Raw genomic sequence first — 16770 nt, forward strand, 5'->3', positions numbered from 1 at the left:
AAAGCTAGTTTCACGCTCCCAGCCCACTCTATTCCGTATTCGTTTCTCGTTGATTTGACTGCTTTTGGGATTGTTGGCGAAGCCATCTAGGCGCCCACCAATTGGCTTGACCCAGCAGCTTCATCAGCGCAGGCACCAGCATCACACGAATAATCGTGGCATCGATGAGAACGGCAAGACCTAAGCCTAAACCTAGCGCCTTCATAATTTCGATATCAGTGAAAATAAAGGAACCAACAACAACGACTAAAATAAAAGCTGCACTCGTGATTAAGCTCCCTGTTTTCTTAAGCCCCTCAGCTGTGCTGCGATCATTATCGCCAGTCGCCTCATATTCTTCCATGATCCTAGAGATGAGAAACACTTCATAGTCCATGGAGATACCGAACACCACACAAAAAATAATAACTGGTAGTGTCGCACTCACATAGCCAATAGAAGTAATATGAAGCAAATTAGCCATATACCCATGTTGAAACACAAGGACTACAAAGCCGAGGCTTGCTCCTAAGCTGAGCATGTTCATCAACACAGCTTTTAACGGGAGCAAAATCGACCTGAAGGCAATCATTAAGACCAGATAGGTTATGCCCATTACCAACGCCAACACTTTAGGAATCTGCTCCTGAATTCGATCGATAATATCAAGACGATAGGCCGGACCCCCTGTGACAGCAATATCCATCCCGTCTCGCTCTATACTGCGAAGCCTTCGGACTAATCCATCTGTAACTGGATCATCTGGATCTTTCTCGGGTATCACGACCATCAATACGGTATGCCCTTTGGCTAGCTTGTTCGTTTCAATTCGCGCTTTGGCCTCAGGTGCCTTCAGCAGTGCGGCTAACTCTGAATCGGAATGCTGACCCAGGGAAGTCACGTAGCTCTGAACTTCTTTTACACCCGAAACGCCAGCAGCCCGTCCACCATAAGCTCTAACCTGACGAATGGACTGCTCGTCCCAAACTTCTGCGTCTGTATGAATAAGAATTTGGATAGGACTTAGCATTCTAGAATCGTAGGCTTCTTTCATTAGATCAGACCCATAACGGGATTCATAACTAGGAGGAAGCACTTCCGCATTGGGCACACTTAACTTCATATGGCCAATCGGCGTCATCGCGAGCAGCAGCAAACTACCTACAACGATGACCAATAGAAGCGGTCTCTTCATAACTCCATAAGCCATTCGCTCCCAAAAGCGTGAAGTTTCATGCTTACGAAACCGCCTAGGGACAACTTTCAAAGAATTGATGCGATGCCCCAGAATCCCCAACAGGGATAACAGCATGGTATTGGCAACAATCACAGATATGGAAACAACAATAACACCGCCTAAGCAGAGTGATCGGAAAAAGGTTAGATTCACGAACAACATGCCTAGAAGTCCTATTAACACTGCGATGCCGGAAAAGAAAATCGATTTACCCGCAGTTTGACAAGTCATCGCTACAGCTTCAGCTACATTCGGCTGCCGCTTTAGTTCCTCTCTGAACCTGCTAACCAGAAAAAGCGCATAATCGATGCCAACCGCGAGCCCTAACATGGTAACCATGTTAGGTAAAAAATTGGACAATGACTGATGCTGAGCAATAAAATATGTGATTCCTAACGTAAGCGTTACACTCATAAGCCCGACAATCATCGGCAGAAGCGCCGCCACTAACGTGCCGAATACGATGAGTAAAACAACTAGCGCGATCGGAAGACCGATCGCCTCAGACTTTGCGATATCCCTTTTACTGGCCACCTGCATATCATATAAAATAGCAGGCCCCCCGCTAACATAAACATTCATCCCACTTGGTGGCTGTACGCGCTCTTTTAGTTCGGGGTACTTCTCTAATGCAAGATCCGTTTCCAAGCTTAGTGCCACGACTACGGCTTGTACTTCCCGATTGCCTTCATGACGTGGTGTTGACACAAAATCAACACTTTCCACATAGGACAACCGTTTAAGCTCTACCAACGATTTCATGATGTCTTGTTTATGATGCTCTTCCGTTAGATCCAGCCCCTTGGCCGTATAAACGAGATTCAGCATCGTTACCGGCAAGCCCAACTCGTTGCGCAGTTGGATCAAACCCCGATCGGATTCGCTTCCTTTTGGAGTAAAGCCATTATCTTTTAACATACCTGGAGTTTTCTGCGCAAACAGAGCAAAGCTGAGCAGGAGAACGATTCCTAAGGCTACAACAAGCCAACGGAATCGATGCATGGCATACCCCCAACGCCAGAATGCTCCTTTATTTGTTGATTCTTTCACCAAAATCCCCCTAATCTACAAAAAGAACCTGGATGCCCAGGTTCTTAGGTAGTGTACTATCTCTATTTTATCTCAAAGCAGGGTTGGTATGCTTAAATCGGATATAATATCGCCCACTTTTATTTCCCCGACTTCCGCAATGAGGACGGAGAGCTTCGTGGACAGATCAATTTCGTAAGGTTCTTTCAATTCTTGCCCGCCGTCATCTTGAAGAACGCGCACGACTGGACGATGGGGGACAGACATATTTAATTTGGATACAATCCCATATTCGCCTGTATTAAGACGCACGGTAATTCCTAAAGGATAAATCGCAATTTTATCTCGGAACAACGCAATTTGACTTTGATCATACATCGTTCCCGAACCAGCGAACAATTGCTCCATCGCTTCATGGGGTAGCAAAGGCCGACGGTACACTCTCGTTGTTGTCATTGCGTCATAGGAATCAACTAACCCAATCCAACGGGAAAACTCATTAATATCCGGCCCATGAATACCTCGCGGATACCCGCTTCCATTCATTCGCTCATGATGCTGAAGCGCGCAATGCGCAGAGAGCAGTGGAACATTGGGCTCTTCCTTCAAAATTTGATAGCCGTAAACGGTATGATTTTTCATCTCAGTGAATTCTTCTTCCGTTAACTGCGAAGGCTTCTTCAAAATACCCAGAGGAATCCGCGTCTTCCCAATATCATGAAGCAACGCTCCAAGACCTAGGGTTTCCAAATTTTCCCTACTATATCCATAGCTAATACCGAGCATAGTGGCATAAATACTTACATTGACCGAATGCTGAAATAAGTAATTGTCCTTAATGTTCATATTATTGAGCATGACCATAGCGCCTTCGTGAGCGCTCAGATCGTCAATAATCATCTTCATTACGTCACGAAAATTCCGCCCAATATCGTAATAGCTAACGGACCCTCGCTTATTCGAGTCCTCCATAACCTTCCGAAACGTGTTACGGATTTCAACCACAGCCTTGCTTCTCGTCTCGTGTTGGATTAAATCCTCTTGAACAATATCGTCCGTACGTGAATCAACGATATATATATAATCAATCCCAAAATTAAAAAGCCGATCGATAAGTCTCTGTGTGAGCTCCACGTTAACGGCAAGCAAGACCATACCATCTTCGTTGTATATATTCTTGGCCAACCTCATTCCAGGATGACACATGTTGATCGGCATCAAACGCATTTCGTTACCCCCGCTTAGGTGAGCGCTACTTTTCTATTAAATGTAATAGATTTTACAGAAAAGTTCAATACAAAAAACCGCATCTTTCGACGCGATTCGATGAAATCCGTTATTTTCACTAGCTTAAGTATAAATAAAGCGCGAATACGATAGCTAAGGCAAAACGGTAATAGGCAAAATAGGTAAGCTTCATTTTTTGCACAAATTTAATAAAGGAAACGACGGCAAGCAGTGCAACAATAAATGCAACGATAAATCCTACTGCAAAAAATGGCAAGTCATTGGTAGACAAAGCATGGTAATTTTTCAAGAAATATACGCCGGAAGCACCGAACATAATCGGGATCGCCATGATAAAAGTGAAATCGGCAGAAGCCGCACGGCTCACACCTGAGAGCATTCCCCCTGCAATCGTTGACCCAGAACGAGAGAATCCAGGCCAGATAGACACCAACTGCCAGAGACCAATATAGAACGCCTGACGATAAGTCATATCATCCATAACTGTAACGCTTGGTTTTTCCTTCTTTTTCTCAGCGATGATCATTAGAATACCGCCGAGCACTAGACCAATCAATACCGTTGCAGAGTTGAACAATTTCTCATCAACAATTTTATTGACGGAAAGCCCTATGACTCCAGCAGGAAGAATCCCGATAAGGATATGAAGCAAATTCAGCTTTTTACCTCTCGCACTCTCGCTTTTCCTTTTCACTAAACCAAACAGGGAGAGGATACGTTTCCAGTAAATGATAACGACCGCCATAATAGCGCCTAACTGGATAACAAAATCAAAGGTTTTCATTACTTCATCGTTCTGAGTGTTGAGTAGACTTTGTGCCAAAATCATGTGCCCTGTGGAGGAAACCGGTAAGAACTCGGTCAGACCCTCAACAATGCCGATAATAACAGCTTCGAAAATAGAATGCATGACTTCCCCCTATAAATGAGAGTTTATTTGCTTACTCCTGTCCAATTATCTATTCTACCTGTATGCCTACGTTTCTGACAAGACCTTCGACAAAGGTCGTCACAGGTAACTATTCTTCAACAAACTTTTCACGATTTCTGTGGTCTATATACCTTGCCTCGCGGCAATCCTGGATTGCCATTTCATCTTGCAATTGCGCTGCTAGAACATCCCGAATAAATTCCGGGAGCATATAAGCGATATTCGTTCCTTTACCTAAACTCAGGTAGCCCGAGCCAAAAGTGAACATGTCGATCGTACCGACCACATATTCTCGATCAAGCAGTAAAGGCTCATCGCCAACAGTAACTGCGATGATCCGTTCATACGGCGGACGATCGCTATCCACCTCAACTCGGATACCGTCGACACACAGAACACCAAGAACTTCGCCCCGGAAACCGAATCCACGAATCGGCTTCTCGATAAACTCACCAAGCTGCGACTCTTCGAGCGCTTGGAGCAGATGAGCCCCGCTGAGCGTTATGCGGCAGGGATTGATCGGACCTGGGCAGATTTCAAGTAATCTGCCGCGCGTCAGCCGCCCCTCCTTCAGTCCCTGAAGGAGTTGGCCGCTATTGACCAGCCCGATCTCGGCGCTGGTCCAGCGGCGAATCCCTGCGGCAAGCAAGTTGCCAAGCGGGGATTCGCCGTACCAGTCCAGGCGCAGCGGCTCCCGCAGCTGCGCCACCTCCGCGTCCAGCGCAGAGGCGCTGGACTTGCGGTAGTGCTCCAACAGCGCGGTAACGCTGCTGTCGTCGACAACGTCGGCCATTGAGACGACGCGGCCGATTAGATCTACGATCCTGCGCTGCGTCGGATCGTATGCTAATTCGATATGGCCGGCGTACTGCCCGAACTTGCCGGCTGCACAGATGTAAGTACCGCTGAGTAAGAGCGGCTCCTCCAACAAATGGTGCGTATGGCCTCCCAGAATCAGATCGATGCCGCTGAGCTCTTCCGCCATCCGCTGATCCATACGCAGCCCTAGATGAGAAAGCACGATAAGAATATCCACTTCGGTTCGAAGCAACTCCGTATACGCCCTAACTGCTTCAAAAGGTTCGGTTACGTTCCAACCCAACAGCTCGTAATAATCCGTATACGCAGCTGTTATGCCGATTAGACCGATTTTCAATCCGGATTTCTGCACAACAGCACAAGGAGACATCCAATCTGGCGCCTTATTCGTCGCTACTTCTTTAATATTACTTCCGATTATAGGAAACTCCGCATACTCACCAAACACAGACTTTAAGATGTCCGGCGTGAAGGTCAATCCCTCGTTATTGCCAACCACCATGGCTTCGTAACCCGTTACGTTCATGATCGCTACATTTGCAATTCCGCTTGTTCCTTCGGTTTCCGGGCGCATCCGATCCATGTGATCACCAATATCCAGTGTCAGTACTTCATCCCGAGACAGACGATTACGAACACTTTGGAAATAAGTACTGATTTTGGGCATCTGCTCAAAATGACTATGGATGTCATTCGTATGCAAGATTACAACGCGCTGCAGCTCTTCAGACATGCCGCTCACCTCCTAAGAGCTTTCCGTAAGAAAGCTGACATCATAAGCATATCTAATCTTATTCAGCAACCTTGACTCTCATTTCTTGATTTTGAGATCCTTCAAGGAAACCGTATTTTTGAAGCCGTATGTAGCCTCTTCACCAAGAGTGACATCATGGAGAAACCATATTTTCACAACACCTTTGACATTAAGGCACTCACTGCTGCCGTCGGGAACGTATAGCCTTATCGGGTACCCTTTCTTCAACGCCTGACCCTCTTGCGCATACAAAAACAAAGCTTGCTTAACTTGTGACCAAGGCAGCATGGCTTGGAACTCATCCATTGCTTCTACCATGACATGCGTCGGTTCAGGTGCTTCGATGACATGATGTCGCTTCCAGCTATCATACCAAGACGTTAAATCGAAGGCATCTCCTTGTACATCAGGCACTCTTTCTTCCAGCGGCAGGACCTGTTTGGCAATAGCGACAATGCGCTGTACAGTTAACTCCTCAGTGACTATATGTAAGTCTGACACTTGTATGCGGATATCGGTAGACATAGCCAAGGTATCCCCTTCCTTATCATCAAAACACTTTTCCCATTATACCATCTTCCCGCTAAAATATGATATGCTGAAAGGGATACCTACAATAAAAGCACTCAGGAGTAAACCCCATGCGAATACATATTCAACTCTTTGCAGGTCTAGTGGACTTACTTGGGACTTCAGTCCTCACCATTGAAATTGAGCAAGCGTCTATTTCTATAGAACAACTGAAACAACGTGTTGTGGATCTGCATCCTAAGGCCGCTACGCAGCTGTTTTCTTGTTTCTTCGCCAAAAACCAGGCTTATGCCCATGAGCAAGATATCGTTACAGAAGGTGACGAGCTTGCATTAATCCCGCCGGTATCTGGTGGACAACCATCCAATTATGTCATTACCTACGATACCATCGATGTCTCTGAGGTTACCTCCAAAGTCAATCATCCCAATCACGGCGCTTCAATTGCTTTTGTCGGTACCACAAGAGAAATGACTTTCGGTCAGCGAACTGTCCTTTTGGAATACGAAGCTTATATCCCTATGGCCTTAAAAACCATGGAAACGATTGGCGAGGAAATTGAAACGAACTGGCCTGGCACCCTGTGCGCAATCACACATCGATTAGGCAAGGTCGATATCGCCGAAGCGAGTGTTGTTATCGCCATATCCTCGCCTCACCGGGCTGGCTGTTACGACGCTAGTCGTTTTGCGATTGAACGATTGAAACAAATTGTACCCATCTGGAAAAAAGAAATATGGGAAGATGGTTCTGAGTGGAAGGGCAACCAAACTGGCCCATGGAACCCCCTCCAAGCACCCGAATTTGAGTCAAAGTAAGACTGGAGATGAATAAAGATGGACTTGTACATAAATGAAATATCCCAAAATGATGTGGATTCGCGCTATTCTAGGCAGGTTCTATTTTCCCCTATTGGCGTGGAAGGACAGCGCAAATTGCATATAAGCAAAGTTGCTATAGTCGGTATGGGCGCGCTCGGAACTGTTTTAGCCAACCATATGGTTCGGGCAGGGGTCGGATATGTTCGTTTAATCGATCGAGACTTTGTAGAAGCAAGCAATTTACAGAGACAAATGCTCTATGACGAAGAAGATGCTTCATCTTCAACACCCAAAGCAATAGCTGCAGCCAAACGACTGCAGCTTGTAAATTCGCAAGTTACTATTGACCCCTATGTAACCGATCTCAACCCGACCAACGCCGAGCAATTGCTCGGGGGCGTAGATCTCATTTTGGATGGCACGGACAATTTTTCTGTCCGTTTTCTAATTAACGATGTCAGCAACAAGCTAAACATCCCGTGGATCTATGGGGGAGCTGTGGCATCAAGAGGGGTATCTTTAACGATTATTCCGGGGCAAACGCCATGTTTGAGATGCTTGTTCACACAAGCGCCAGCAGCAGGTACGACAGAAACCTGTGATACAGCAGGAGTTATTGGAGGAATAATCCACGTTGTCGCCTCTTTCCAAGCCACGGAAGCACTCAAAATCCTCGTAAATGACCAGAAAAACCTGAATCTCAACATGCAGCAGTGGGACTTATGGTTCAATCAAAACTCAGCAATCAACGTATCAAGTGCGCGTAAAAGCGATTGTCCCGCTTGCGAGCAAAAACACTACGAGTATCTAGACGCATTGCTGGAAAGCGATACGATTCAATCTCTGTGCGGGCGCAACTCGGTTCAAGTTCATCCAATACAACCTTCTACATTAACGTTAGAAGATTGGGAGAAGCGTTTAGAGCCTCTGGGCCCGGTTCAAAGAAACCGCTTTTTATTAAAATTTCAAGCAAGTCCTGATGTACATCTCGTTATTTTCCCGGATGGGCGGGTCCTTATCCAAGGAACTGATGATTTAACTCAGGCTAAAAGCCTTTACAGCCGATATATAGGGATGTAGAACTACTAAAAAACTGAGCTATTGATATTGCCAATCTCTAGGGGTTGCTGATACTATAACTATATACCTACTAGGATATATAGGTCTCGGAAAGGATTCTCTATGCGCATACACGTGCTACAACTTATAGTCGGCGACAAACTTATTTCTGATTCCTACAATTCCGTAGGACTTCATCTTCTCTCATCGGGCACCGTCTTAGATGCTGGAGATATTTTGATGCTTAATCGACACAATATCGATTATGTCGACATCTTGCCCAGAGAAACTGAAGATCCCGAGCAGGACGAACGCACTCAATATCAGGTGACTCCTGAGCAATCCGATTGCTTTCATAAAGCAATTGATGGCATTAAACAATTATTTAAGTGTGCAGGTTTTGGCGATAAGCTCGTGAATAATGATGTAGAAACCGCTTTCAATCCATTAATACAAAGTTTCCAAGGTGAAAAGGATGTTGTTTCACTCCTTCTTTCTTTGAACAGCCAGGACGATTATACCTATCAGCACAGCGTGCAAGTAGGCATGCTTTCGTACTATATGGCCAAATGGATGTACAAGAGTGACAAAGAAGCATTACTTATTGGAAAAGCGGGATATTTGCACGATATCGGTAAAAGTAAAATCGATCCAAGCATTTTAGAAAAGCCGGGCAAGCTCACCAATGATGAGTACAATGAAATCAAGAAGCATACCATTTATGGCTACGAAATTATACGTGATTCCTTACAAGACAATACGATCGCGCTAGTCGCTCTTCAGCACCATGAACGATTCGATGGCAGCGGGTACCCGATGCGCAGAACAAAAACAGAGATCCATTCTTATTCAACGATTATAGCGGTTGCAGATGTTTACAGCGCAATGATCAGCAACCGTGTTTATCAAGAAAGTCGCGATCTTCTCTTTGTCCTGAAAGAGCTACATCGCATGAGCTTCGGGCAGCTTGATCCGAAAATTACGCAAATATTTATTCGTAATATGATTCCAAACTTTATTGGCAAGAAGGTTTCCTTAAGCGATGGAAGAGCTGGAACCATAGTGATGACGAATCCTTCTGATTTTTTTAGACCGCTAATCAAAATTAAAAATGAATTCGTTGATCTGTCCCAGCTCAATGGTGTCGAAATCACCCAGATCGCCATGTAATATGTATTAAATAATTAAACTTCCAACGGTTAGTGCCATACCAATGTAAACAGCCGCTAGCAAGGTGCCTACAGCGATATTTCCTTGTTTCAACTGATCGGAAAGCCGTACGCCTGGCGTTAGCCAATCGAACACCCAATACGTTGCGATCAAACAAACATAACCAACTGCAAACCATAAGCTCATGTGCCAGATGGAGGAATTCGTATAAGCGGCAATTGCAAGCACTATAGCGGTGGCGACAAATTTACCACCCATGGTAATTCCTACTGCTACATTGCCCTTATTCACTTCCTCCATATCGCGATAAGGCGTCATTAAACTAAAGATATACATACCCGCAAACTGAAGCACAACAATAACGAGTAAACTAATTACTACATTGACTACGATCACTCTGCCCACCCCCGAAATTTCGCCATCGTTAGATCATAATTGCTGTAATCATGCACTTCTTCCAGAATAACCTGCACTTGCTTCTTATCTTTAAAACTCTTATACCGATCTTCCGCAATAGGTTGTTTGACTTTCTGACCGGTTGGCAAGTCGGCTACTGCAAAATATCGGAACTTCCCGTTTAATTCTGTTTTATAGACTCCAATCAAATCCACTTCCGTTTTTATTTCTGTCTTTAACTCTGCGATATCTTTGTCAGCTTCTTCTTTCGTTTTGAACGTCTTGATCGATTTCCATTGCGACAGGGTTACATCATTTTTCCCCTGATTATCTGCTTTCATCGAGGCATTCATATAGCTAAGGACCCATACCTGGTCACCCGTGGCGAAATTTTGATCATTAGATATCCGCTCATTGTTGGGCAGCAGAACCATATCTCCATCCAGCAGATCACCCACCTTGGCTTCTTTCACTTGATAGTCCCATGGAACCTCATTGCTTCCGCTGTTCGTAGAACCTCCCACACCAGTTCCACTACTTACTGCCGATTTGGCATTCATAACAGATGGTTTCTTATTAAAAGCACTGCTTATCATTGCTATGATTACAATGACAACGATCAATCCGGCTGCCATCAACCAAAACCGTTGCTGTTTCAAGATGCATTCACTCCTATCGCCACAAAATGGCTTGAATTACCGGTAATGATCCCACCAGCTCTCCCTAATAACCCACAAGGTACGCCGTTGAGAACAAACAATCCTGTTAACAGATACTTTTCTCCATTTTCAAAATCCAATTTCGGCAAGTCGGCTCGTTGTTGGAATACTCTACTAAAAAATACACTCGTATCAAAACCAGCCTCGTCTTTACTCTCTAATTCGCCATTAGCGTTATAGAGCTCAACGGAGCCCCCTTCTCTACCGAACATCGCTTTGGATACATAATCGCCTTCAAATGCAGGCGCCATATAAGTTGGCAGCATATACGTCTGTATAGCCAGATGCTCCGCCTCTGTGAAAAAATCCGTTTGCTGCGCATGTAACTCCCATATGATGGCCTGTAAGCCCTTAGATTGCAAAATAACCGCATGCAAAGGATTAAATAGCTGTACGAATTGTTCTTCAACGGAATAAGCCAATGCTTCGCCGCCTTCATCAATCCCCATCCATTCTTTGGGGTACAAAGCGAACATTCTCGCAATGGTATCCTTCTCTCCTACCTTTACGATCCCTTCCTCTATCCACAAATCCAAGCAGTCGATACAGGTGATGTTTCTACCGCTATGCGCTACCAATGCATCAATAGTCCCCGTGTCTTCCACATGATGACCGTATGAAGTACAGGCAGCATAATCCGGTGCTTCTGCTTCCCAGGCTTGACGTATCCACTCTTTCATGCCGATATTGGGTGATGCTAGACCATATTGTTCACTGAGCCAAGGTGTCGCTATGGAAGCTTCTACATACCCCGTTGGTGTATCCGCATTGAGCTCTAACAACTTTATACTGCCTTCTTGATTCACGGCAAAATCAAACCGCGCATAACGGCTGATAAGGCCTGGCTCGTTAGGCTCTAGTCGATCAAGACCATCCCATAACACCTCTGGTATGCATAGCTGCTCATACAGCTCACGGTTTCCTTTAACAAAACGTGCTGCTTTATCAAATACGTCCCACAAGGCTCCCGCGGCGTGCAGTAGCTCTTCATAAGCAGTTCTCTGCATAACGACAAGCTGATCGATCCAGTATGCCTCGTCTTCAAGGTTGGCCCACGTAAAACCAAGAGCGGCTAACTGCTCGACACGGTCATTCCGATCTGGAGAAGGTGTCCCCACAACTTCATAAACGGGAAGATTAACCACCTGAGCTAGACCCAGAGGAGGAACTGAAACCGCTTGATTTCCCACCAATACTTCCTGACGACGTTGAAGTGGACTTCGAGCTTGAGCTTGAACCGGATGTTGTTCCCGAAGAAGTACCAGAACTGGAACCAGATTTCGACCCAGTTGTTGTATCTGTACTACTTGCACCCGAACTTGATGTCGACTTTGTTCCCGATGTTGTATCTGTACTACTGGTACCTGAACCCGATCCTGAGCTTGATGTCGTACCCGACTTCATGCCTGATGTTGTACCTGATGCACCACCCGACGTACTTGACGTACTGGACGGCGTTTTCGTATTGGAAGAAGATGACGACTTATTACTTGTAAAGCTTCCCTTACCGCTCGAAGTGGTAGGTGCTTTCGTTGTAGATCGGTTAGTAAACGAATTTCCTTGGTAATTCTTGGTGACATAAGGTGTATTGGAACGATATTGATAAGACTTATGATTGCTTACATAGTTACTGGACGAATAGGGACTGCCCCCATTGAAGATAAGGTGATACAATAGCAAATCATCCCAACCAAAGCCGCCTCCTTGGTTGATGATAATTGGCGTATTACTGTTCCCAGTGCCACTTCCTGTTGACGCCGTAGGCGTTGGAGAAGCAGCCGTATCAGTTACCCCTTTCTCAGAGGCTAGAACCGGCAAACTCCAGTCGATTGATGCGTCATAATACGCTTTCACACCTTCTGTCGACCATTCAACGAGTTTAGGTACACCTGCTGGTGTATTGCTAGCGCTTGCTGTCTCCGCAGTTCCTAAAGGAACTAAGATTATGTGGCTGGCTAGTAGCATCCCCAACGAAAGAGAGAGCACTTTCAACGGTCGTTTCAAAGTTTGTTACCTCCCTCCTGCCCTCCGACAGTCACCAGTAGAAGCTCGAATACGTTTTCATCCAAATTCAGTCTTCCTTCTATCATTTCATATTCCTTCGTGTCAATGAGTACATAATTGGCTACATTCAGAGCGGTTATTATTTTCTCATCCCAAGGACGTTCGCTTATTTTGCGGAGCAGTCCATCTGGCAACTTTTCAAACAAAACAATATTCACTTGTTTACCCTCCTTAGAAGTCAAAACTTTCTATTATGTAAAACGCACGAACCTTCATTTTGTTTCATATTGTTAAAAAATAATGGGAATGCACGAGGAATGTACGTAAAAAAGCCTATCCTCAGAGGATAGACTTGACATCATTGAAAATCATCTATTCAGCTATTCGCTTTGCTCTCAGAAACGTTGCTTTCCAATAAGCTTTATCGATGTTGGTAATTTGCACCCCATCTTTGGGCTTTGGGGAAGCGTGAAGCATCTGCATATTTCCGATATAAATACCTACATGCCCTATAGTCTTGTTGCTTTTAAAACGGCCCGGTACATAGAAGAACATCAGGTCACCTTTGCGTAAGCTTTTTCGGCTAACAAGTGTACCCGCTGTAGCTTGCTCACGTGCTACCCTCGGAAGCTTTATTCCATATTTCCCATATATATATTGGGTGAATGTAGAACAATCGAATTTTCCTGTTTGTGGATAGGGTTTTGTGCCGAATAAGTATTTAACTCCTAAATACTGTTTCCCTTTATCAATCATAGCGTTAATATCAATATTTTTTAGCACAGGAATGGCTTCCTCCTGGCTATTCGGTGACCAGACTTGTAGACCTTCATTCGGAACTTGGCTATTGGCAGGGCTCACTGCACGTTTCTCGCCTTTGAATGGGTCCGCAGGATCATCTCCGAATTCAAGTTCTGCCGCATTCCCTCGTGGATCCGGATCATCTTCATGCTCCATTGTGATGATTGAGGAAGGATGAATGCGTAATTGAGCATCTCTTACTTCATATGACATATCTTCTTGGAACAAATCACCTAAAGCCGAAATGGGAATATACGCGGTATCCCCTTCTTTGATAAAGGGTTGGCTCAACGAAAGCTCATTCCCTTCCTTGCTTGCTTTGTTGGAATTCATAATTAATTCATAATTAGCATCGTTATCACCTATTAACAGCTTCTGATTCGAAGCATCCCACCCTGATTGAAATTTCAGAACTTGGATAAGATCTTTGGCCGATACATAATTGATGCTTCCTATAGCTTTAATGGGAACTACGGCATCATCCATACCTAGCATTTTCAACCCTTGCCCATCTTGTGACAAGTTATGCGTTAAATGACTCCCTGTATTCTCTTGTTGAGCAGACGGTGATGGAGACGCTGCCGAATTTTTAGGCAGGGCGTGATTGCTCCCGCAAGCTGTAGTCGTTGCCAAAATAACGACCATACTTCCCACAGCTGTTACTTTCAACCTATTCCACATGGATTCTCTTCTCCTTTGAGGACTTGTTTTTACCCTCCTTAGAGTGAGACAAACCAGTTGCAAATATGTACGGGAAGCAGTTTAGAGCTCTGGGAATGATTAGGTAATTCGTCTTACTAAGGCTCCCTATGATATGATGAGTACGTAAAAATAATGCAAGGCTGGTGAACCGTATGAATGAAATCAAAGTTGCTTCAACTTTACCGATCTATGCAACTATTTTCGGATTGATAGCCGTTGCTATGAACCTTTTTCTCATCCCTATGCCACTTGGTTTCATCTGCGGACTTATTGCCTTTATCATGGGTATAATTAGCTTCGTTCGTCATAGAAAATCCAACGGGCTCATGTTGTCCCTTGTTTCATTTCTTATATTCCTGCTCTGGACAGCAAGTATCGTGATTCCAATTTGGGTAGATCCAACCTTACAAATCAGCTTAAAATAAAACATCTAGCTTAAATAAGCGTAATACTCAATTGTCCGATGACTAAAGCGCCTACTAACCGTCACACGGATACAGCAATGGCACCTCTTATCCATCCATACCCGTCAAATGAAGGTGTAATGTATCGATCTATGTTATACTCAAGAAAATACATGAAATAAGAGGAAATAATTATGAAAAAATATATTATCGGCGGCCTAGTCGGTTTTGTAATAGCAACTGCAGCGGGCGCGCATGCTCAAGAAGTAAATAAACTGATTGACCAAGTTGTCCAAGGGGTTTTCCCTGTAACCGTTGCAGGGAATTCACTTGGAGATGCGATTGTCGTTGACAATAAAACCTATCTTCCTGTAAGGGAGTTCGGAGAGGCTGCGGGCTATAAAGTTACCTTTACAGATGATCGCAAGGTTGTTCTCACTAAAAATACAACTCCATCTGGCCCAAAAACATCGCAACAACCAACTCCAACCCCAGCGCCAACGACTCAAGATAAAATTGATCAATATAACGTACTTATTAAAAATGCTAAAGTGAACATTGCAGCTTTTGAAGACAAGATAAAAAATTTTCCTTCTCCCAATAATGATGATCATAGGAAAACAATAGATAAGCTTAAGGCCGACATTGTTCAATATGAAAAAGAAATTGCAGACCTCAAAAACCAAAAATAATTAATTAAGCCAAAAGAGAAAAGCCCTCATTCCGTTTAACAGGAATGAGGGCCTTAACATATAAAAGAAAATTAACCGATAGAACCTTCCATCTCGAACTTGATCAAACGGTTCATTTCAACCGCGTACTCCATCGGAAGTTCTTTGGTGAATGGCTCGATAAAGCCCATAACGATCATTTGTGTAGCTTCCGCATCTGTAAGACCACGGCTCATCAGATAGAACAACTGATCCTCAGAAACCTTGGAAACCGTTGCTTCATGTTCCAACGTAATGTTGTCATTCATGATTTCGTTATATGGAATTGTATCTGAAGTGGACTCGTTATCCAAGATCAATGTATCGCACTTAATGTTCGCTTTGGAACCTTGGGAGTTGCGTCCGAAGGAAGCCAAACCACGATACGTTACTTTACCGCCATGCTTGGAAATCGATTTGGAAACGATCGTTGAAGTTGTGTCAGGAGCCAGATGCGTCATTTTCGCACCAGCATCTTGATGCTGCCCTTTACCAGCAACAGCGATGGAAAGAACCATCCCTTTAGCGCCGCGGCCTTTCAGTACAACAGCAGGGTACTTCATCGTCAGTTTGGAACCAATGTTACCATCGACCCATTCCATCGTCGCGCCTTCTTCTGCAACAGCACGTTTTGTAACAAGATTATAAATATTAGGCGCCCAGTTTTGAATCGTTGTATAACGAGCGCGGGAATTTTTTCTACAAACGATTTCAACAACCGCACTGTGAAGTGAATTCGTGCTGTAGATTGGCGCTGTACAGCCTTCTACATAGTGCACAAAGCTATCCTCATCAGTAATGATGAGTGTACGCTCGAATTGTCCCATGTTCTCGGAGTTGATACGGAAGTAAGCTTGCAGAGGAACTTCACATTTCACGCCTTTTGGAACATAGATGAAAGAACCGCCGGACCATACAGCGCTGTTTAGCGCCGCGAATTTGTTATCGCTTGGTGGAATAATCGTTCCGAAATACTCTCTGAACAGGTCTGGGTGCTCACGAAGCGCCGTATCCGTATCGGTGAAGATAACGCCTTGATCTTCGAGTTCTTTTTGCATACTGTGGTATACAACCTCAGATTCATACTGAGCCGATACACCAGCAAGGAACTTTTGCTCTGCTTCAGGAATACCCAATTTATCAAAAGTTTCTTTGATTTCTGTAGGTACTTCTTCCCACGTTTTACCTTGCTTCTCAGACGGTCTTACATAGTACTGGATATCATTGAAATCCAGATCATCCATGTTACCGCCCCAACGAGGCATCGGCATTGCGAAAAATTGTTCCAACGATTTTAATCGGAATTGAAGCATCCAGTCAGGTTCGCCTTTAATTCTGGAGATTTCCTCCACGATTTCACGAGTTAAGCCTTTACCGGATTGAAAAATCGATTTGTGCTCGTCTCTAAAACCATACTTATAATCTTCGAGATCTGGCATTTGTTTAGCCATGGTTA

The 16770-nt window shown here is 44.5% G+C and carries 17 protein-coding genes; 5 read left to right on the forward strand and 12 right to left on the reverse strand.

Annotated features, from left to right (window positions below; translation table 11 throughout):
* Positions 1-28: 28 nt before the first annotated feature.
* The 5 genes from GK047_RS17480 to GK047_RS17500 all read right to left on the reverse strand — a co-directional run bounded on the left by GK047_RS17480 (position 29) and on the right by GK047_RS17500 (position 6522).
* Positions 29-2266 (reverse strand): MMPL family transporter, encoded by a 2238-nt coding sequence (locus GK047_RS17480; protein ID WP_346010356.1) that lies wholly within the window; start codon positions 2264-2266, stop codon positions 29-31.
* Positions 2267-2338: 72 nt separating this feature from the next.
* Entirely contained in the window at positions 2339-3472 is a 1134-nt protein-coding gene (locus GK047_RS17485) for an HD-GYP domain-containing protein (protein WP_163949410.1), read from the reverse strand.
* Positions 3473-3590: 118 nt separating this feature from the next.
* Positions 3591-4403 carry an undecaprenyl-diphosphate phosphatase gene (locus GK047_RS17490; protein ID WP_163949414.1) on the reverse strand — a complete coding sequence of 271 codons (813 nt, stop codon included), beginning with the start codon at positions 4401-4403 and terminating at the stop codon, positions 3591-3593.
* Between the two features lie 109 nt (positions 4404-4512).
* Complete coding sequence (locus GK047_RS17495; protein ID WP_163949417.1) at positions 4513-5976, reverse strand: bifunctional metallophosphatase/5'-nucleotidase; 1464 nt, start codon at positions 5974-5976, stop codon at positions 4513-4515.
* 78 nt (positions 5977-6054) lie between these two features.
* Positions 6055-6522, reverse strand: coding sequence for a molybdopterin-dependent oxidoreductase (locus tag GK047_RS17500; RefSeq protein ID WP_205516840.1), 468 nt, complete (start codon positions 6520-6522; stop codon positions 6055-6057).
* A gap of 116 nt (positions 6523-6638) precedes the next feature.
* Here GK047_RS17500 and GK047_RS17505 point away from each other — a divergent pair, with 116 nt between their 5' ends.
* The 3 genes from GK047_RS17505 to GK047_RS17515 all read left to right on the forward strand — a co-directional run bounded on the left by GK047_RS17505 (position 6639) and on the right by GK047_RS17515 (position 9578).
* A complete protein-coding gene (locus GK047_RS17505; RefSeq protein ID WP_163949419.1) occupies positions 6639-7346 on the forward strand; it encodes a molybdenum cofactor biosynthesis protein in 708 nt (235 codons plus the stop codon).
* An 18-nt stretch (positions 7347-7364) separates the two neighbouring features.
* Positions 7365-8429: a ThiF family adenylyltransferase gene (locus GK047_RS17510; protein ID WP_163949422.1), complete on the forward strand. Its 1065-nt coding sequence runs from the start codon at positions 7365-7367 to the stop codon at positions 8427-8429.
* Positions 8430-8531: 102 nt separating this feature from the next.
* The gene (locus GK047_RS17515) at positions 8532-9578 is read left to right on the forward strand and encodes an HD-GYP domain-containing protein (RefSeq protein WP_163949424.1); all 1047 of its coding nucleotides are present in this window, start codon (positions 8532-8534) and stop codon (positions 9576-9578) included.
* Between the two features lie 6 nt (positions 9579-9584).
* Here GK047_RS17515 and GK047_RS17520 read toward each other — a convergent pair whose 3' ends face one another.
* The 6 genes from GK047_RS17520 to GK047_RS17545 form a co-directional block, all read right to left on the reverse strand.
* Positions 9585-9974: a DUF350 domain-containing protein gene (locus GK047_RS17520; RefSeq protein ID WP_163949427.1), complete on the reverse strand. Its 390-nt coding sequence runs from the start codon at positions 9972-9974 to the stop codon at positions 9585-9587.
* Positions 9971-10633: a hypothetical protein gene (locus GK047_RS17525; protein WP_163949430.1), complete on the reverse strand. Its 663-nt coding sequence runs from the start codon at positions 10631-10633 to the stop codon at positions 9971-9973. Before GK047_RS17525 ends, GK047_RS17520 begins: the two co-directional genes overlap by 4 nt.
* On the reverse strand, positions 10630-11883 hold the full coding sequence (locus GK047_RS17530; protein ID WP_346010357.1) for a glutathionylspermidine synthase family protein: 1254 nt from the start codon (positions 11881-11883) through the stop codon (positions 10630-10632). Before GK047_RS17530 ends, GK047_RS17525 begins: the two co-directional genes overlap by 4 nt.
* Entirely contained in the window at positions 11831-12697 is an 867-nt protein-coding gene (locus tag GK047_RS17535) for a hypothetical protein (RefSeq protein ID WP_205516841.1), read from the reverse strand. Before GK047_RS17535 ends, GK047_RS17530 begins: the two co-directional genes overlap by 53 nt.
* Positions 12694-12915, reverse strand: a complete 222-nt coding sequence (locus GK047_RS17540; RefSeq protein WP_163949433.1) for a hypothetical protein — start codon at positions 12913-12915, stop codon at positions 12694-12696. The genes GK047_RS17535 and GK047_RS17540 overlap by 4 nt, the downstream gene beginning before the upstream one ends.
* Positions 12916-13069: 154 nt before the next feature.
* Positions 13070-14179, reverse strand: a complete 1110-nt coding sequence (locus GK047_RS17545; protein WP_163949435.1) for a C40 family peptidase — start codon at positions 14177-14179, stop codon at positions 13070-13072.
* 173 nt (positions 14180-14352) lie between these two features.
* Between GK047_RS17545 and GK047_RS17550 the strand changes: the two genes are divergently transcribed.
* Both GK047_RS17550 and GK047_RS17555 read left to right on the forward strand, forming a co-directional pair.
* Positions 14353-14625, forward strand: coding sequence for a hypothetical protein (locus GK047_RS17550; protein WP_163949438.1), 273 nt, complete (start codon positions 14353-14355; stop codon positions 14623-14625).
* 173 nt (positions 14626-14798) lie between these two features.
* Positions 14799-15296 (forward strand): stalk domain-containing protein, encoded by a 498-nt coding sequence (locus tag GK047_RS17555; RefSeq protein WP_163949440.1) that lies wholly within the window; start codon positions 14799-14801, stop codon positions 15294-15296.
* Between the two features lie 71 nt (positions 15297-15367).
* On the opposite strand, the gene sufB is transcribed toward GK047_RS17555, so the two are convergent.
* Complete coding sequence (gene sufB / locus GK047_RS17560; RefSeq protein ID WP_163949442.1) at positions 15368-16765, reverse strand: Fe-S cluster assembly protein SufB; 1398 nt, start codon at positions 16763-16765, stop codon at positions 15368-15370.
* Positions 16766-16770 lie beyond the last annotated feature (5 nt).

It is taken from the genome of Paenibacillus sp. SYP-B3998 (genome assembly GCF_010820665.1).
Classification (GTDB): Bacteria; Bacillota; Bacilli; order Paenibacillales; family NBRC-103111; genus Paenibacillus_E.